The 17,565-nt window shown below is 68.8% G+C and carries 19 protein-coding genes, 1 tRNA gene and 1 other RNA gene; 3 read left to right on the forward strand and 18 right to left on the reverse strand.

Going from position 1 to position 17,565, the window contains the following annotated elements; translation table 11 throughout:
- Positions 1-80: 80 nt before the first annotated feature.
- Positions 81-2,381: a DNA polymerase III subunit gamma and tau gene (locus tag ACFYX0_RS20380; RefSeq protein ID WP_388971932.1), complete on the reverse strand. Its 2,301-nt coding sequence runs from the start codon at positions 2,379-2,381 to the stop codon at positions 81-83.
- A gap of 129 nt (positions 2,382-2,510) precedes the next feature.
- Positions 2,511-2,607, reverse strand: an RNA gene (gene ffs, locus ACFYX0_RS20385) — signal recognition particle sRNA small type.
- A gap of 73 nt (positions 2,608-2,680) precedes the next feature.
- Between ffs and ACFYX0_RS20390 the strand changes: the two genes are divergently transcribed.
- Positions 2,681-2,768: transfer RNA gene (locus ACFYX0_RS20390), tRNA-Ser, on the forward strand.
- 113 nt (positions 2,769-2,881) lie between these two features.
- Here ACFYX0_RS20390 and ACFYX0_RS20395 read toward each other — a convergent pair.
- From ACFYX0_RS20395 to ACFYX0_RS20450, 12 genes are all read right to left on the reverse strand, one after another.
- Entirely contained in the window at positions 2,882-4,111 is a 1,230-nt protein-coding gene (locus ACFYX0_RS20395) for a tyrosine-type recombinase/integrase (protein ID WP_388971934.1), read from the reverse strand.
- Positions 4,112-4,190: 79 nt separating this feature from the next.
- A complete protein-coding gene (locus ACFYX0_RS20400; protein ID WP_388971936.1) occupies positions 4,191-4,424 on the reverse strand; it encodes a helix-turn-helix domain-containing protein in 234 nt (77 codons plus the stop codon).
- Between the two features lie 476 nt (positions 4,425-4,900).
- A complete protein-coding gene (locus ACFYX0_RS20405; protein ID WP_388971938.1) occupies positions 4,901-6,385 on the reverse strand; it encodes an ATP-binding protein in 1,485 nt (494 codons plus the stop codon).
- Positions 6,386-6,387: 2 nt separating this feature from the next.
- Positions 6,388-7,242 carry a bifunctional DNA primase/polymerase gene (locus ACFYX0_RS20410; RefSeq protein WP_388971940.1) on the reverse strand — a complete coding sequence of 285 codons (855 nt, stop codon included), beginning with the start codon at positions 7,240-7,242 and terminating at the stop codon, positions 6,388-6,390.
- Positions 7,243-7,332: 90 nt separating this feature from the next.
- Complete coding sequence (locus ACFYX0_RS20415; protein WP_388971942.1) at positions 7,333-7,488, reverse strand: hypothetical protein; 156 nt, start codon at positions 7,486-7,488, stop codon at positions 7,333-7,335.
- 17 nt (positions 7,489-7,505) lie between these two features.
- A complete protein-coding gene (locus ACFYX0_RS20420; RefSeq protein ID WP_388971944.1) occupies positions 7,506-7,970 on the reverse strand; it encodes a hypothetical protein in 465 nt (154 codons plus the stop codon).
- 204 nt (positions 7,971-8,174) lie between these two features.
- Positions 8,175-9,923 (reverse strand): ATP-binding protein, encoded by a 1,749-nt coding sequence (locus ACFYX0_RS20425; RefSeq protein WP_388971946.1) that lies wholly within the window; start codon positions 9,921-9,923, stop codon positions 8,175-8,177.
- A 183-nt stretch (positions 9,924-10,106) separates the two neighbouring features.
- On the reverse strand, positions 10,107-10,424 hold the full coding sequence (locus ACFYX0_RS20430) for a hypothetical protein (protein WP_388971948.1): 318 nt from the start codon (positions 10,422-10,424) through the stop codon (positions 10,107-10,109).
- A 6-nt stretch (positions 10,425-10,430) separates the two neighbouring features.
- Positions 10,431-10,775, reverse strand: a complete 345-nt coding sequence (locus ACFYX0_RS20435; protein WP_388971951.1) for an RRQRL motif-containing zinc-binding protein — start codon at positions 10,773-10,775, stop codon at positions 10,431-10,433.
- Positions 10,775-11,629 carry a protein spdB gene (locus ACFYX0_RS20440; protein ID WP_388971956.1) on the reverse strand — a complete coding sequence of 285 codons (855 nt, stop codon included), beginning with the start codon at positions 11,627-11,629 and terminating at the stop codon, positions 10,775-10,777. The genes ACFYX0_RS20435 and ACFYX0_RS20440 overlap by 1 nt, the downstream gene beginning before the upstream one ends.
- Positions 11,626-11,895, reverse strand: coding sequence for a DUF6284 family protein (locus ACFYX0_RS20445; protein ID WP_388971960.1), 270 nt, complete (start codon positions 11,893-11,895; stop codon positions 11,626-11,628). Before ACFYX0_RS20445 ends, ACFYX0_RS20440 begins: the two co-directional genes overlap by 4 nt.
- Positions 11,896-11,982: 87 nt before the next feature.
- A complete protein-coding gene (locus ACFYX0_RS20450) occupies positions 11,983-12,162 on the reverse strand; it encodes a hypothetical protein (RefSeq protein WP_388971965.1) in 180 nt (59 codons plus the stop codon).
- Between the two features lie 398 nt (positions 12,163-12,560).
- Between ACFYX0_RS20450 and ACFYX0_RS20455 the strand changes: the two genes are divergently transcribed.
- Together ACFYX0_RS20455 and ACFYX0_RS20460 are read left to right on the forward strand one after the other, a co-directional pair.
- Positions 12,561-13,355 (forward strand): GntR family transcriptional regulator, encoded by a 795-nt coding sequence (locus ACFYX0_RS20455; RefSeq protein WP_388971969.1) that lies wholly within the window; start codon positions 12,561-12,563, stop codon positions 13,353-13,355.
- Positions 13,352-14,026 carry a YdcF family protein gene (locus ACFYX0_RS20460; RefSeq protein WP_388971973.1) on the forward strand — a complete coding sequence of 225 codons (675 nt, stop codon included), beginning with the start codon at positions 13,352-13,354 and terminating at the stop codon, positions 14,024-14,026. The genes ACFYX0_RS20455 and ACFYX0_RS20460 overlap by 4 nt, the downstream gene beginning before the upstream one ends.
- Positions 14,027-14,180: 154 nt before the next feature.
- Here the strand turns inward: ACFYX0_RS20460 and ACFYX0_RS20465 are convergent, their stop codons facing one another.
- The 4 genes from ACFYX0_RS20465 to ACFYX0_RS20480 all read right to left on the reverse strand — a co-directional run bounded on the left by ACFYX0_RS20465 (position 14,181) and on the right by ACFYX0_RS20480 (position 17,278).
- On the reverse strand, positions 14,181-14,741 hold the full coding sequence (locus ACFYX0_RS20465) for a hypothetical protein (RefSeq protein ID WP_388971978.1): 561 nt from the start codon (positions 14,739-14,741) through the stop codon (positions 14,181-14,183).
- A gap of 100 nt (positions 14,742-14,841) precedes the next feature.
- On the reverse strand, positions 14,842-15,840 hold the full coding sequence (locus ACFYX0_RS20470) for a DUF4365 domain-containing protein (protein WP_388971981.1): 999 nt from the start codon (positions 15,838-15,840) through the stop codon (positions 14,842-14,844).
- A gap of 234 nt (positions 15,841-16,074) precedes the next feature.
- Positions 16,075-16,767 carry a hypothetical protein gene (locus ACFYX0_RS20475; RefSeq protein WP_388971985.1) on the reverse strand — a complete coding sequence of 231 codons (693 nt, stop codon included), beginning with the start codon at positions 16,765-16,767 and terminating at the stop codon, positions 16,075-16,077.
- 40 nt (positions 16,768-16,807) lie between these two features.
- Positions 16,808-17,278, reverse strand: coding sequence for a hypothetical protein (locus tag ACFYX0_RS20480; RefSeq protein WP_388971989.1), 471 nt, complete (start codon positions 17,276-17,278; stop codon positions 16,808-16,810).
- Between the last annotated feature and the right edge of the window lie 287 nt (positions 17,279-17,565).

A 17,565-nucleotide genomic window follows, 5' to 3' on the forward strand; every position in this document is an offset into this window, starting at 1 on the left:
CCTTGTGGGGGCCGCCGAAGGGCGGCGGGAGGAAGGTTTGTGGCTTTACCCGAACCGCCGACCGTCGGCGGACTCACCCGTCACTCGTTGGAGAACTCCTCCACGACGGTGGCGCCCAGCTCCCGGACGATCAGGTCGTGACCCGACAGGGCCGACTCGTCCAGGTCGGGGTCGTCGTCCTCCGGCATGTCGTCCTCGGGGGCCACCGGCTGCCGCGCCGGGGCGGGAGGCGCCGCGGGGGCCGGGGCGGAGGCGGGACCGGCCGGTGCCGGGGACGGGGCCGCCGCGGCCGGACGCGCCGCCGGTGCCGACTGCTGGGGTGCGGGGCGCTGCGCGGCCGGTGCCCCGGCGCCGTAGCCGCCACCGCCGCCGCCGGAGTTGAAGCCGCCGCCGAAGCCGGAGCCTCCGGAGGGCGGCGGGGCCGAGCCGCCCGACGGGTCGACGATCGCCTCGATCTTCCACTGCACGTTGAACTGCTCGGCGAGGGCGCCTCGCAGCACGTCCTCGCTGCCGCTGCTCAGGAAGTTGTCGCGCGCCCCCGCGTTCACGAAGCCGAGTTGCAGCGTCGTGCCGTCGAAGCCCGCCACCTGCGCGTTCTGACTCAGCAGGATCCAGGTGAAGCGGCGGCGGTTCTTCACCGCCTCCAGGATGTTCGGCCACAGCATGCGGGGGTCGAGGCCGCCGGGAGCCGGGGCGGAGGCCGCGGGGGCGGACGCGGCCGGAGCAGCGGACACGGCGGGTGCCGGCGCGGCCGCGGGGCCCGCCGACGGCATGGGCGCGGCCGGGCCCTGGCCCCCGCCCGCGGGCGTCGCTGTGGGCCATCCGCCGGGCCGTCGGCCGCCGCCGGCCGTGCTCGCGGTGGGCCAGGCGCCGGGAGCGGCGGCGGCCGGAGCCTGCGGCTGAGCGGCGGGGGCAGCGGCGGCCGGAGGCTGAGCCGGGGCAGCGGGGGGCTGAGCCGAGGCGGCGAGGGGCGCCTCCTGGGGTGCGGGCGTCGCCCCGCCGTCGTGGCCACCGGGGCCCCCGGCCCCGTACGCACCCGCGCCGGACGCCGGCGCACCGCCGGGCCCGGGGCCCCCGCCGCGCACCGCGGCCCGAGCCGCCGCGGCACCGCCGCCGGGCGGAACGGGCGCCGCGTGCTGCGGCACCGGGCCCCCGGCCTGCGCGTCGTGCGCCCCGGGTCCCGGGACGTAACCCATGGCGGGGCCGGCCCCGCCGGAGAAGTTGACGCCCCGCTCCAGCCGGTCGAGGCGTGCCATGACGGACCGCTCGTCCCCGTACGCGGCGGGCAGCAGCACGCGCGCGCAGATCAGTTCGAGCTGGAGCCGGGGCGAGGTCGCGCCCCGCATCTCGGTCAGCCCCTCGTTGACTAGGTCGGCGGCGCGGCTCAGCTCGGCCGGGCCGAACACGCCCGCCTGGGCCTGCATCCGCTCCAGAACGTCGGCCGGGGCGTCGATGAGTCCCTTCTCGACGGCGTCGGGCACGGCGGCGATGATCACCAGGTCGCGCAGCCGCTCCAGCAGGTCGGCGACGAACCGACGGGGGTCGTTGCCCCCTTCGATGATCCGGTCCACGACCTCGAAGGCGGCGGCCCCGTCCCCGGAGGCGAAGGCCTCGACGACGGAGTCGAGGAGCGAGCCGTCCGTGTATCCGAGCAGGGACGTGGCCATGGCATACGTCACACCGTCGGCACCCGCGCCCGCCAGCAGCTGGTCCATGACGGACATGGAGTCACGCACGGACCCCGCGCCCGCGCGCACGACGAGCGGCAGGACTCCGTCCTCGACGGGGATGGCCTCTTTCTGGCACACCTCGCCGAGGTAGTTCCGCAGGGTCGCGGGCGGCACGAGCCGGAAGGGGTAGTGGTGGGTGCGCGAGCGGATGGTCCCGATGACCTTCTCCGGCTCCGTGGTCGCGAAGATGAATTTGAGGTGCTCGGGCGGCTCCTCGACGACCTTCAGCAGCGCGTTGAAGCCGGCCGACGTGACCATGTGGGCCTCGTCGATGATGTAGATCTTGTACCGGCTGCTCGCGGGTCCGAAGAAGGCCTTCTCGCGCAGGTCACGGGCGTCGTCCACACCACCGTGCGACGCGGCGTCGATCTCGATGACGTCGATGGACCCCGGTCCGTTCCGCGCCAGGTCACGGCAGGACTGGCACTCGCCGCACGGGGTCGGCGTGGGGCCCTTCTCGCAGTTCAGGCAGCGTGCCAGGATGCGGGCGCTGGTCGTCTTGCCGCAGCCGCGGGGCCCGCTGAACAGGTACGCGTGATTGACCCGGTTGTTCCGCAGCGCCTGCTGCAGCGGGTCAGTGACATGCTCCTGCCCGATGACCTCGGCGAAGGACTCCGGGCGATAGCGGCGGTACAGCGCGAGAGACGACACGCTTACGAGGTTATAGGCGCCCACCGACAACCCGCCCCGCCCCGAGCCGCTCCCCCCGCGAGGCCCGCCCGGCCCCTGAGAAAGACCCGGCCTCGCTGCCGGGGAATCCGGCCCTCACTGCCCGGAAACAGAGAAGACCCCTCACGCACCCGCCAGAGCCGACCTACCCTTGCTGCCTTCCGGCCCTGGGGGAGTTCAGTCAGATAGCGCCGCGTGAGGGGCTGAGCCCCAGCCTACCCGATCGCCGGGGCCCCGAACGAGTTCGCTAGCACTCCCTCGCGTCATGTAATGTTTCCGGCGGAGGATTCGCCTAGAGGCCTAGGGCGCACGCTTGGAAAGCGTGTTGGGGGCAACCCCTCACGAGTTCGAATCTCGTATCCTCCGCCAGTGCCTCACCGGGCACGATGTCGAAGGGCCCCCTGGAAACAGGGGGCCCTTCGACGTTGTCCTTACGCCTCGTTGTCCTGGTTTTTGTCCACAGCGGGGTTTTCCGGGGCTCCTCAGATGGCGCGCTCGATCTTCCGGGCCGCTTCCTTGAGCATGGGATCGGTCACGTGCAGGTACCGCGCCCGCATCCGGGCGGCACCGCCCGGCTCCCAACCCATGATCTGGTCAATGACTCGGTCCGGGACCCCGAGCAGCATCAGCACGGTGCCCGCGGTGTGCCGTGCATCGTGCAGACGCCCATCCCGGACGCCGGCGTCTTCCAGCAGCCGCTTCCAGTCGTGGTAGTCCGTGTTCGGACTGAGCGGCCCGCCCAACGGCTTGGTGAACACGTACTCGGACTCGGTCCACAGGTTCCCGGCCGCCGCGCGCTCCCGGGCCTGCGTCTCCCTGTGCGAGCGGAGCATCACGACCAGCGGGCCCGGGAGGGGCACGGCGCGACGCCCGGCGCGTGACTTCGTGTTCTTCGTCTCGCGCCGCACCTGCACCCGGCCCGGGCAGTAGCCGGCCTTCCGGCCGCACGGCGCCGCCTCACCACACCCGTGCTCATACTTCGGCCGCAGCCGGTTCCGGCGAAGCTTTAGGTACTCGTTGGCCAGGTCCACGTCGGACCACCGCAGTCCGAGGGTCTCTCCCTGCCGCAGTCCGAGCGCCAGGGCCAGCATCCAGCGGGCACTATTCCGGCGCTTGTTCACTTCGAGCAGGAGACGCTGCACCTCATCGACCGAGTAGGGCTCCACCTCCGTCTCGTCCTCTTCCATCCGGGGAGGCTTCGCGAGCGCGGCAGCGTTCTTCGCCGCGTGGCCACGCCGCACCGCTTCCCCCAGAGCCGTACGGGCCGTCCGGTGAGCCTGATGAGCGGTGCCTGCCTTGCTGCCGGCGCTCTGCATCCGGCGGTACAGGCTCTCCAAGTGTTCGGGCTCCAAGCGATCGATGCGGTGCCGGCTGATGCCGGGCACCAGGTGCACCCGGACCGCCACCTCGTAGCCGGCGTACGTGTTCTCGCTCACGACGGGCTTGGCGATGTTCTCGACCCAGTGCTCAAGCCACTTCGCCACCGTCCACGGCTTTCCGGGCTGGCGCGCGGACCCCTCGTCGCGCTGCTTCTCCAGGCGCCGGACTTCATCCACCAGCTCTTTGCGTGTGGGGCGCGTCAGGTGTCGACGGTAGGGCGTTCCGTCGTCCTTGTAGCCCATGGGCACACGGGCGTGCCAGCGTCCGTCCTTGCCCAGGTAGATGGCCGATTCACCGTTGGCTCGGCGTGTGCGCTTTTTCTCCTCTGCCATTGGCAGTTCCTCCGGTCGGTGCGAGGTAGACAGACCGGAGCGCCGCCCGCATGCCGGGCGGCGCTCCGAGAGGGCGAGATCAGGCGGCGCGCTGTTCAGCGCGGCGGCGGGCGAGGTAGGCGGCCGGGGCGTCGGCGGGGACGCGTCGGAGTCCGCCGATGGTCAGGGACTCCAGTTCTCCGGTGCGAATGAGGGCGTAACAGGTGGTGCGGCCGATGCGGAGACAGCGAGCGGCCTCTTCGACGGTCAGGAGAACGGGGAGCGGGTGGCCGTTCTCAGTGAGCGGTGCGGGATGCACGGGGGCGATGCTCATCGAAAGGTCTCCTCTAGGACTGTCCGTCGGTGGCGGTGTCTGTATCGGGAGTCCGCCTCTGTCCGAGGTGTGGATTTCTGCGTCATCGCGTCACGCACGTCATTTGCGCTCGTGACCTGCGATTTTGAGGTGACGCGGGCAGCTCGGGGCGTGTCACAGGGCGGGGCGGGGCTCTGTCACCTGTGACGCGAGCGACGCGAGATGACGCAGGTGTCTGCCGTCTGCGTCATCGATCTATCCCCAGGCCAAGGGCCGTTTTCTGGTCTGTGGTGACGCGGGTGACGCAACGTCTCTTCTCTTAGGAAAAGAAGAGGCGTGGTGTCTGTGGTGGTACGGCGCGGCTCAGGACGTGAAAGAAGGAGCCGCTTCGCGGCGCGTCTTGCGCAGCGGCGGCACGCCGCCGGAACAGCAAGAGGAGCACCGTCGCGGCCATGGGTGCTCCTCTTGCTTGTTCGGTGCGGCGCCGGGGGTGCGGGTCAGAACGCCTCTTCCTGCTCGTGCGGGGGTGTGAGCGTTGTCGCGGGGCAGCGGGTCATCTCGATGTAACGGGCGGAGCTGGTGCGGCCCCAGTCGATGAGGACGCCGCGTGCGGCGAGGGTCGGCTGTAGGCGCTTGAGGCGGTCGGAGAGGACCTTGCCGGTGGTGGGCCAGCCTTTGGGCAGGGGACGGCACTCCTCACCGCTGTAGAGGCCGGTGAGGCAGTGCAGCCATTCCGATGACGTCATGCGTACTTCCGCGCCCGCGTCGAGTCCGGCCGCGTGCTTCAGAACCGTCTGCGCGAGGAGGTCTCCTTCGATGACATCGTCGTTGAGGTCATCGAGGCTGGCCCGGTACGCGGCCAGCGAGCCGAAGCCGGTAGCCGCGTCGAGCTGCGCGCACAGGTGGGCGAAGTCGGCCATCCGCAGGTCGGTGGGGGTTTCCGCCTGCGCGGCCCGCACCTTCACTGTCAGGTCCAGCAGGGAGCCGAGAACGACCGGCAGGATCTCCGCGTACTCCGCCCACAGCTCCGCCTCGGTTCGCCGCACCCGGGGCCGCACGAGACGGAGCGGCAGGAGGCGTTCGGCGAGGTCGGGGCGGATGACGCCGACGTCGATACCGGTCAGGAGCATGGGGCGCCGGTATCGGGAGCGGACGACGTCCCCGTCGGTGAAAAGCGCGCGCTTGATGCTCTCGGCACCGGTAACGATGCAGCACATGAGGTCGGACAGGTCCGGGGGCAGGTGGGAGAGGTTGTCCAGGGCGGTGACCCATCCGGCGGCGACAGCCGTGATCATGTTCTCCTCATCCTTCGGCGCCCGCCGCAGGTCACCGCTCATCCCTTCGATGATCCGCACGAGCATCCGGCCGCCGGTGGACTTGCCCGCCCCTTGGGGGCCGGTGAGGAACGGGGCGGGCACGGGCACGGACGGCTCCAGGCAGCCGATCAGCCAGGCGATGGCCAGGCACTCGGTCTCGGCGCTGGCGAAGTTGCACAGGCGGAGCAGCAGGTCGATGCCCTTGCCGTCGGTGTCCCGGGCAGGCAGCGGCAGTTCGCCCGTGAGCTGGGTGCGCCGCCAGCAGACTTCCTGCGGGTCGGGAGTGCGGATGTCCCAGCCGGTGGGGTGGATGCGGACGGACTTGCCGTCGTCGCGGCCCAGGTCGAGCCAGGTCGCGCCGTCGAACCCAGGAGCCACGCGGATATGGGTGGGCTGTACGTCCTCGGTGAGCGCGAGTGCTTCGATCAAGTCCAACGCCTCCTTGAGTGCCGTGCCGTTGAACACGCCGACCCCGTCCTTGAAGAGGCCGACCATGAGTTCCTGGCGGTGGCTCCCAGTCGTGCCCTGGGAGCGGATGGGCCGGGCGACGGGGTGACCGTTCTTCTGCGCGTACACGGTCCCGTCGATGGTGCGGAAGTACCGGAAGTGCGCTTGCGCGTAGTCGGTGATGATCTGGCGGGCCGGAGTCTTCTCGTCCTCGGACATGGCTACATCCCCAGGGCGGTGCGGGCGTTGATCCACGCGTCGGTGCAGTGACGGGCGGTTTCGCCCTTGGCCTGCGCGGCGGTGAACAAACGGGCGACGTGGGCGTCGGTGAGGCAGCCGCACCGGCCGTGGGCGGACAGTACGGCGAGGAACGTTCGGTACACGGTGGCGTGGACCGCGCTGCGGGCCTCGGTGATGCGCTGCTCTGCCATGGCGATGCCCCGTTCCAGGTAGGCGGGCGTGCGGTGCCGGCACTCCCCCTGCGCGCCCCTCAGGGGCACTGTGAGCGTCTGTGGCGCCCTGCGGGACGGTGACGGCTCCTTTACTGCCAGGGCGCGCACAGCGTCCGGGAGAGCGGCCGTGGCGCCGGTGCCGGGACCGAGCCAACGGGCGTACTGCATAAGGGATTTGATGTCGACGCCGGACCTGACCGCGTTCGAGGACGGCATGGTGCCCCGGTAGATCCAGTGTTCGCCCCGGGTGGTGGTCACGGTCCGGGTGGCGGGCAGGGTGGTGCGGGCCCACTGCACGGCGGCGGGGTCGTCCAGGTCGACCACGGTCACGCCGGCGCCGCCGGGGTGGTAGGCCACTGTCGCCGCGTGCCGCCATGCCGACGTCCACGCGGCGGATTTGAGGACGTGGGGGTCGGTGGTGGCGGCGGCCCAGCCGTGGCACGGCTGCGGGCAGACGCACGGGCCGGGGATCTTCATGTTCGGCCGGCCACCGCACGCGTTCTGTGCACAGGCCGGGCAGTTCCCGAACGGCAACTTGCCCTCGCGGAGCGGCAGGACGGGCATGCCCGCGGCAGCGAGCTGAAGCGCGGTGCGCAGGTGGTCGATCTCGGGGGGTTGCGTCATGCTGGGGGGTCTCCAGTTCTCTGTCGAAGTGCTGGATTGCCGGGGCGACCGCGCATCTTTGGCGAGAGCGGGCGGTCGCCCCGGGCGCAGCTACTGGACGCCGTGAGCGTCGGGGCAGTAGCTCTCGGGGCAGTCGCAGCCGCCGCACTCGGTGCAGATGTCGCCGGAGCACTCGTCACACATGTCGTGGCCGGGGCATCCGTAGTCGGCGCACTCGTCGCAGTACTGCTCGTCCTCGTCGAACATGCGGGTTCCTTTCCTGGTCAGCCGTGGAAGTGGTTGCGCTTGAAGACGGCTTTGCGGATGGTGACCGTGGTCCCGCCGCGGTGGCCGCTCGCGCTGAAGACCTGCACGGCGATCCAGCCGCCGAAGATGACGGCGGCGAGGATGACGAGCTGGTGGATGAGCGCGGCGAGAGCGGCGATGAACGTGGTCAGCAGGATCAGCCCGCCGCACACGGCGCCGAACCCGATGCCGCCGAGGGCGATGTTCACTGCCGTGCGGGACACGGCCGGTTTGGCCGCGACCGGTTCGGGCTTGGTCGGTTCGATGGCGTAGCCGGTGACGACTCGCCCGTCGGGCAGGACCACGCTCGCCACGGTCGGCAGGGTGCCTGGCTGGACGGGAACGAGCGGCGCCGCGATGGGGACGGCGGGGAGTATCGGGGTGGGCTGGTGGACTTCCACGGCCCGCTGGACGGGCGTGCGGCCGGTGGGGTCGGGGTACATGCGGAATCCCTTCCGGTGCTGGCGCAGGGAGGCAGAGACACCCCCTGCGGGGAGGGTTCTGGAGGGGGCTTCAGGGGTGCTGACCTGCGGGCCTCCCTGCCTCCCTGAGTGATCATTCGTGCAGGTCACGGCCAGGGAGGCGGGTCAGGGAGGCGTTCAGGGAGTTCTCCCTGCCTCCCTGACCCGCGTCGGGTTCGGCTCCCTCTACTCGGAGGCGGAAGCGGAACCGTCCTCGGGACGGTTGGCGAGCGCGCGGTGGACGCGGTCGCGGCCGACGACCATGCGGCCGTCGGACTTGTACGGCTCCGCGCCGGCGTCGTCGAGCACGCGCTTGAGGTCGATGAACGACCAACCGCTGTAGGCGTCCGGGTTCAGCGCGGCCAGGCGGGTGATGACTTCCTGGGTCCGCACGCGGGCGTCGCTGCCCAGCACGGTCGCGATGTCGGCGAGCGGGTCCCGCTCCTCGCCCCGCTCGATGACGTGCAGCGTCGTCACGCCGTCCCGCAGCGCCTTGGCACACGCGGCGATCACCTTCGCGTCATCGGTGCTGATGTAGTGCGTGCGCACCGTGATGGACGACTGCCCCTTGGGGATCTCGATCCCGTCCGAGGCGACAACGAGGGTTCCCTTGTCCAGACCCGGGCGCAGCAGGTTGGGAGCGGCGCCGCCGTCCACGGCCTTGTCCCCGAGCGCCATCCGGGCCTGGGACTCGGTACCCAGCGCGAGCGAGGCCCGCGTGTGCGCGCCCTCCCGCACGAGCTTGGGAAGGTTCTGGTCGGTGGGGTCCTGCGTGCCCTGCCACAGCAGCACGTTCACCGCGCGCCCCTGGTTGTGGATCTTCCGGGCAGCCATGAAGTACCGGGAGTTGGAAGACGAGCCGCCGTAGGGGCGCTTGTCCTCGTCCTTGACCGGGCACATGAACGCGACCTGCGCCTCATCCACGATGACGATCAGCGGCGGGAACTCGGTCCCGGGCGGCGCCTGAAGGCGACGGTTCATCTCCTCGACGGCGTCTTCCGCCATCTCCGTGACCTGAATGACGTGCTCGTCGGTCGGGCCCTGAATCAGCCGGGTGGCCAACCCGTCGAACATCGCCCAGTCGCCCACACCCTTCAGGTCACCCAGCCAGAACTCCACCGACCGGTCCAGCGCGAGCCACAAGGCCAGGGAGCGCAGGGCGGCGGTCTTGCCCTGGTTGGACAACCCCGTGATCAGCAGATGCCGCTGATACACGCTCAGCGCGGCGGCGTCCCCGCGCAGGTCCTGCCCCCACGGGGCGCGGCCCTTGGCGTAGTCGGCGGTCAGAGTCTCGTCGGTGACCAGCGGAGACGGGCCGATCGGTTCGTCCAGCGCGCCCGAGTCGGCGATCCACAGCCGCACCGTGCGGGCAGCCTGCGGGATCGTGATGAAGACCTCGTGTTCGTGCCGGGTTAGGTTCTCGGCGAGCTTGCGGCGCCGGTTCTGCACTTCGACCGTGGACACACCCGAGGGGAGCGTGACGTCGACTTCGACGCCGCATCCGGCGATCCGGATCGGTCCGAGCATGGACGCGCCGGCGTCGCCCATCTCCTTGATGGCGTTGCGCAGCGCGGGCACTCCGAGGTCCCGCAGGGCCTTGACCACGATCGACGGGGTGATGGGCTCGCCCTCCCCGGAGCGGACGTTGGCGGGCAGTGCCCAGTTCGGGGCGGCCTTCTGGTGGGCGCCGACCGACCACAGGGCGAGCAGGGCGAGGAACGGGCCGATCGTGATCAGCGGTCCCCACACCACCTGCACGATCGTGATCATGAGGTTGATGAACTTGATGACCGCCATCAACGGCGTGACGACCTCAGTGACGTCCTTGGTGGCGATCGCCATCACCACCCCGAGCAGGACCAGGCCACCGATACCCATTCCGGCGCTCACGGCCGCGCCCTTGGCGGCATCGAGTGGGGAGTGCAGCAGGTCCATGCGGCGGCGGTGGCGAGCTTCGCGATAGCGCTGCCCGCGCTCCTCCCACTCGGCTGCGGCCTCGTAGTTCCCCGCGGCCTCGGCCGCGCGGAGCAGCGCGGGCGGAACTTGCGGTGAATGCTGCGGTCGTGGGCGTGCTGCACTGCGGGCACTCGCCCGGAGGCCTCTCCCATCCGGCCATGCTCACCACCACCCCGAGGACTTCTTGGCGGCCTTGGCGGCGGCGGCCTCGTTCACGACGCGCTGCCGCTCGGTGTGCAGGGCGGTGATCTCCGCGATCAGCCGGGTCTCAGCCGCCATCCACGCGCTCTCCAGGCGGCGGTCTGCGCGGTCGGTGCTGCGGCCCCGGGCGATCCGGTAGGTGCCGCCGGCCAGCGCGCCGAGGATGGCGCGGCGTTCGGAGCCGTTCAGCGGCCACATCTCGCGCTCTCGGACCGCTTCGAGCTTGCGGTTCGCCTGCCGGATCTCCCGGTCCAGGCGGCGGGTGTCGGGCTTGCCCATGGTCAGCTACTCCTCGGGGCGTCGGTGGGGTCGGGGGTAGGCGCAGGAAGCGCAGGTGCCGAGCGAGGGCGGGATGACGTATCCGGCGTCGCGTCGACACCGCGGGCAGGTCCGGCGAGCGGCATTGGCCTTGGCCAAGGCCGCCCACTTCGCGTCCGTCATGGGCCGGACCGGTTTGGCCAGGTCGATGCGGTAGAGGTAGGCGACCAGCGGCCCACGGCGGCGGCGCGGCCGTTCGAGCTGAGCGGCCACGTCCTGACCGCCGGGGCGCAGACCGCGCGCCCGGAGCTGTCGACGGGTGGCGTATCCGTCCGGGGCCAGGCGCCACCGGAACACCGGCAGCGCCCCCATCACGCCACCCGCTTCCACGCGGCCCTAAGGCGGACCTCGGAGGCGGAGTGGCCGGCCGCGCGGAAGCGGGTGGCCATCTCCCGGTAGGGCAGGGCCGGGGTTTCGCTGTGGCGGATCTCGTCGACCAGCGCGTCAAGCTCCGCGTCGGTGAGCGCGGGGCCCTCCAGGGCAGCAACCGGCTCCGTGGGCCCCCACACGGGCAGTTCCCAGCGGGCTGTGACGTCGGGCGTGACGCGGTTCGTCACGCTGGTCAGCGCCCTGCCGGTGCCCTCCCCGGAACGGGCCGTCTCCAGCGTCGACCAGGCCCGCGAGAGGGTCTGAGCGGTCTTGGCCTGTACGCGTGCGACGCGGGCTCCGGCCTGCGTCACGGCCGTCAGCCGGGTCTCCTCGGTGGTGGCTTCGGCCCGAAGTCGGGCACGGGCCACGGCCGCCTCGTCCCGGGCCTCTTGCCGGATACCGCGGATGGCGTCCAGCGCGGCCGGGGTGAGCGCGGTGCGCTCCCACAGCCCATGCACCAGCCACAGAGCCTTGGCCGCGACCGGAAGCCAGGCAACGGCCAGCCACGCGGCGCGGGCGGAACCCTCAGCGGTAAGGGAGTGCGCGACCAGGACACCGGCCGCGATGAGGCCGAAGGACCAGCCGACGGCGGTGACCGCGTGGCTGTGGTCGCCCTGCGCGGCGAGCCGGCGTTCGTAGGCGAGGGTGGCTAGCCATCCCCCGTCGATGCCGAGACCGACGACCAGGGCGACGGGCCATGGCACCGCCGTGCCCAGCCACATCACGACCACGGCCAGCGTGAGGACCATGGACACGGCCGTCATCGCGACGGCGGGCAGCACGGTCTTCGCGCTCACGCGGCACCCCCCGGCTGGCTCACCCCGGCGGTGCGGTTGGCCAGGTCCCGGCGGGCCGCCAGCAGGCGGCGCCGCGCGCGGCGGATGCGCTGGGTGTCCAGCTCGGTCGGCGTGCGGTCCAGGGTGATGATCTGCGCGTCGATCAGGTCGACGTCCGCGAGGATCGCGGGCATCTCGGCGTCGATGGCGTTCAGCTCCGCGTCCGTCGGCTCCATCCAGTCGGCGAACGCGGTAACAGCGTCCTGAACAGTGACGATGTGGTCCATTGGGTCGTGTGTCCTCTCAGCAGTGGAACGGCCCGAACAGCGCCCCGGAGTTGCCGCTCCGGGGCGCGCGCCGTTGTAGGTGGGTGGTCAGTCGGTGATGGTGATACCGGTGCCGGGGCGCCGCTGACGGCTCAGCTCGTTGCGGATCGCGGTCAAGGCGTCAGCCCTGCTGACCGGGTGGTCGAAGTGCGCCGTGTCCGTGACCTGCTCCCGCTTGCCGGTGTTCAGGTCCGTCACGGTGGCGGTGAAGCGGTAGCTGCGCTTCATGCGAGATCTCCCGTCTCACGGGTGATGCTGCATCTGGGATGCAGCGGAAAGAGCGGCCATGAGCGAGGGGCCGCAGTGCCCCGGACCGGGCTCGAACCGGTCGGGCTGCCGTACGGGGCACGCCGGTCTTCTCCGCCTTGTTTCCGACCCCTTCGGGCAGGCGGACCACGGGTTACCGGCAGTTCCCTGTGTGAAGTTGTCAAGGACCCAGCAGCTCAGGGCCCCATGTGGAAGCGAGCTATCCCGAACCGCACAGCCTGAAGTCAGCCCCAAAGAGGCCCCTTCCAGCTCGCTGTCCTAGGACTGCGAGCGGCCTGAGGAGACGATGGCACGCAGTCCTAGGACTGTCAACAGTCCTAGGACTGTGCTTCACTGGTTCGTGTCGAGAGGAGTTCTGCGTGGCACCGAAGTGGCGCGACCTGGCGGACAGGTTCGCGGAGCAGATCAAGAGCGGTGAGTATCCGCCGGGCGCCCAGTTGCCCCAGATCAGAGACCTAGTCGAAGCGGGGGAAGGCTCCAAGGAGACCGTCCACAAGGCATACAAGGCTCTGGAGGCTGAAGGTCTCGTCACCTCGACGCGCGGACACGGCACCGTGGTGCGTCCGCGTACTCCGCTCAAGCGGCTCGGCATTGCACGGTACGACAAGGCGAAGTGGCGCGACGGCGACGAGGTCGCGTTCATCGCTGACCGCGTCGCATCGGGTCGCGCGTACAAGCGCGACGAGCAGACGCAGACGGTGAGCCGCGTCCAGGCGGACAGCCTTGTAGCGGAGGGGCTTGGCGTCCCCGTTGGCTCCGAGGTGTACGCGCGAGCACGTCTCGTGAAGGAGGGGACGCAACCGACTCACACCCTGACCAGCTACTACAGGCCGGAGCACGTAGAGGGGACACGCATCGTCGACCCGACCCCGGGTCCTGCCGGCCGTGGTGGTGGGTACCGGGTCCTCTACGACGCCGGATACGAGATCGACCACATGAGGGAGGCCCTCTTCGCCCGCAACCCCACGGCTGAAGAGGTGCAGCTCCTACAGCTCCCGGTCGGTGAACCTGTAGTCGAGCTGCACAGGACCACGCACACGGCAGACGGCACGGTGGTCGAGTTCGCGGTGGGCGTCCACTCGGCTTCTCGCTTCGCATGGGAGTACGACTTCAAGGTTCCGGACTCAGCGCACGACAAGAAGGGGCAGGAATGATCTCGGCACAGGCGTGGGCGGATGCTCGGCTTCTGTGGGACTACCACCGCATGCACCATGACCTCCGGCCCTGTTCGGTGGCCGTCGGTCTGGGCAGTCACGATCTAGGGGTGGCTGACGTGACGGCGGAGTTGTATCACCAGGGCATGGCGCCGGTCATTGTGTTCACGGGGTCCACCAGCCCCACGACCCGGGCGCGTATGCCACGCGGTGAGGCTGTCCACTACCGCGAGCGAGCGTTGCAGCTCGGCGTGCCCGACTCGGCCGTGCTCCTAGAGCCGCGCGCGACGAATACGGGTGAGAACATCGAGTTCACGAAAGCAGTGCTGGCAGAGGCCGGCGTCAAGGTCGCGTCCGTCCTGCTCGTGAGTAAGCCGTACGAAGAGCGACGCTCGTACGCCATGATGCGAAAGCTCTGGCCCGAGATCGAAGTAGTGTGCGCGTCCACGCCGATGGGCTTGGAGGACTACGCCGACTCCATCGGAGACGCTCGCATGGTGATCGACATGATCGTGGGCGCCCTGCAACGCGTGCTCGTCTTCCCTGGCTTGGGTCTGGCCATCGAACAGGAAGTGCCGGATTCCGTCGTTGCCGCCTACGAGCGGCTGTGTGTCGATGGCTTCACCAGTCGACTCCTGCCAGCCGACGTTGCCGCCCGTCCTGGTGTGTGAGGCCAGCGCGGGCGGCGCGACTGCACCGACCGCCCGCGCGTCTCACAGGCGGGTGCCAGCGGCGAGTTACAACCTTCTTCACAGGTTTTCAAGTTTTCCACGTGCGCCGCGACTGACCGACGGTCTCGTATCCGGTGAAGCCCTCGATGCGCGGTTAACGGCGCGGACGACCAACATCGGCACGGTTGCCGTCATTCCAGATGTAGACAGCGAAGGTTCCTGAACGGTACCAACTCTCGGGCCCCACCTCGACCGTGAGAGACGGGTACTCGCTGGTGAGCTTCCAAATCTCGGCCAGGTCGACCTGCCTATACGGCTGGTTAAAGACCAAAACGGGCCTGCCGGTAGTCCGAGAAAGCCACGTGGTCGTGTGGTCGTAGAACCCCGGCCTGTCGTGGCAATCCCTCTTGGCGCAGCGGCCCTTGTCAAGCCAGTGCAGTCCAGACGAACATCCTGTGCTGCCACTCCTAAGGTCGTATCGGTCCGCCCAGTCCAGCAGGTCCGCGCGCATATGGACGTAGACGTTCGGGCCGTAGGGCCAGTCCACACCTTCGGCATCACGGGTGAGCACGTCCCGGGAGCGGTCATCCAGAGAGCTGATCAGCTTCTTCTGGCTGGCGCTTTGGCACCGCGAGCACCACCACTTCGCTTCTTTCCCGGAGCCGAAGAACAGCCCCTCCCGGCTGCGACGCCCGCATCCCTCGCAGTCATACATGGTCTTACTCCTTCGCTTTCCTCGGGACCGTTCGGCGCTGTGGGGAACGGTCGTGACCGCCCGCAATAACCGGGTACGCACACGCTAGATCGCAATTGGCTTACATGTCGGGTTCGAGCTGCTTTTTCTTGCGGTCACGAGCGAACCCGACGAAACTAATAATCAGGAATTTAAGACCGAACGATGGCACGAAGATTCCTGCATAAATCCAGAATGTACCCCACCATCCACCATCTCCGTTAGGGTCCATTATTGGAATCCAAAGAAAGTTGCTCGCGATGACAGAGAGCCAACGCCCCGTCTCCCTAGGGATTCGCCCGGCCCTGAATTCGAAGAATATGGTAAGCGCCATGAACAGCATGAAGTGGTAAAGGCCAAGCACCCAGATGACTGGGTTCACCCAGTCTGCGGACCCTTCAACGAAGCGGATTTGGCGAGGCCACTCCCACAGCATGATGAGAACTAGAACTTGGATGGGGAAGGATCGAATTAGATCCTTGCGAAAAACACGGAGACGTTCTTCATGCCGAAGCGCAAAGTCGGCAAGTTCCTCAAATAGCGGGTTGGGTGCCGTCTCGGGATCTAGCCCACGCCTGGCTCGGACGGCTTCGGTTAGCGCATCTTCCTGGCTCGCCGCGCGAATCCGCATTCTGGCATCACCAGCATAAGCCGCGACCTCCGCGTAGAAGGTGTCAATCGTCTCAGAGTTGAGCCGCGAGGTGTTGGCCACTTGAACCCATCCGGGGCTCTCATCTACGGACCGTAACTGTTCAGTAAGGTTTACCCAGAACAGCTCCTTCTTTTTCATGTCATAGACGACGCCGACGATGGGGATGCGACTCTGCCGCCAGTCGTCGAAATGGTCATCTATGGGGATCGCGTACCCGTTGACCCTTTTATACTTCTTGCCACTCTTCACCTGAATGGCAATCCAGTAAGGCGTCCTCTTGCTGCCGCGCGTGAAGTTAACGATCATGTCCTCGCCGTGATCGTTCCCTCCGTCGATCTCCTGAACGAGGTGATCGTGTTCCTCAAGGAGTGAACGCAGGGCGTTGACGCCCGCCCTCTCGATCTTGCGACTGGCACGAACAGTTGACACCCAGCCCCCTGAAGTCAGTCTTCGTCAGACTAGCGGCAACCCCCGACAACCGGGACTGGTCGCAGTCGTCAGCCATGCACTGACCTGGTCGGTTTCATGCCGCCCGTTGTCCTGTTCGTTGTCCAGTGCGCCGACGGCCGCCACCGTTCACCGCCGTACGCACCCCCCTCCTGACCTGCCTGGCGAACCCTCCTGAACGGCCCCGTACGGCCACGCGGACAGTGGGGAAGCGTGCTACGCCCACCGAGTGAGGTCGTAGACGGCGTCGCAGTTCAGGTCGTGCGCGTCCGGCACCAGGTGCACAGCGAGAGTGGTTGGCTCGTCAGGGCTGAGGATGGCGTTGAGTTTGGTCGACGCCCACCAGCCCGTCGAACGAGGCCGGCCCGTTTCCTCATCGACAACAGCCAAGTCGACGCCGATCGTACGCGGAGAGTGAGGGAGTTCCAGGTATACGCGGACGCGGTCTTCCGTCATAAGGTCGAACCCGATGAGCTGGTACAGCTCGGGAGCGGGACTGTGCTGACTGTGCCAGGCAGGGTCAGCGAGGAGATCGCCGATCACGTAGTCCAGGCTGTCGTCCATGGTCGTTTCGGTTGCAGCGGGAATCACCCCGTCGGCGATCAGAGCTTCGCCGTCGAGCACCTGGGTCTCATGCCCTTCGCAGGAGAGTCGGCCGTTGGTCTCGGCCCACCGCGCGGCATGGCGGAGGGCACCTACATACCACCAGGTGGCGATAGGGACTGCCTCGTTGGGTCGGCGCACAGGAAGGATGAGCGTCAGCTGGCGGCGTTCTGAATCTTCCAGACGCATTCGCAGACTTTCGTCTGCCCTGACGAATCCGCGTAGCCGCAGACGGGTGTCCGGAACGGGTACGCCGATGAAGCGCCGCAGCGCCAGCAGAACGGCGGTGGTGTGGGTGTTCTTCACAGCAACTCCTACCTTCGATTGCTGGCGCTGCGGGCTGGCGTCAGAGGTTGTTGACCCAGTCGGGGCAAACGGTTTGGCCGCGGCAGAAGGCGCTCACCGTGCCGATGGGGCGTCCGTCGGGAGTGTGGACTCCGCCGGGGCCCGTTTCGCCTTCCTCAGCCACGCTGGTAGTCACCATCCTGACGCTCGAACCATCGGTGACGACGCCGTCGTACTCGAGCCGGGTGCCGCGTTCCCTGTCGGGCTTACCGTTGTAGGGAGCGTTGATCGGGTGCTGTGCGCACATGTTGTGTTTCTGGCAGGTGTGATGCTGCCCGAAGTCGTTGGTTCCGTGGCGGGTCGGGATATCGCGGTGGTCCCAGTCGAGCGTTGACCAGTAGATGTGGTACCAGGGAATGCTCGGATCCCGAGGTATGGCCGGGCCGTTCTCGGTTGCGTCAGCCGGCAGCGGGACTCCCTGTTCCAGAGCCTTCTTCACACCGAAGCGTGCGACGTACTCGTCGTTCGACATGACCTGAAGCTTGGCTTGAGGAGTGCTGCTTCCGGAAGCAGGCGCTGGTTCCGCATGGGCGCTGCCAGTCAGCGCAGAGCCGAGAATACCGAGTGTGGCGGCGGTGCTTCGCGGGCCGGATCGCCGTCCGTGCGCGGGCGCCGGGGGAGAGTGGCGGGGCGTCAGGGGAGAGAGTTGCCAGGGCGAAAGCCATAGCGGCGCGGCAGCGCGGGCGTCAGCCGTGACCCGCCCGGCGTGGGCGGCTTGCCCCTGTTCGGCCCTGGGCTGTCACGGAACCGGGCCCACGG

It is taken from the genome of Streptomyces sp. NPDC002573 (assembly GCF_042889625.1).
In the GTDB taxonomy this organism is placed as follows: Bacteria; Actinomycetota; Actinomycetes; order Streptomycetales; family Streptomycetaceae; genus Streptomyces; species Streptomyces gibsoniae.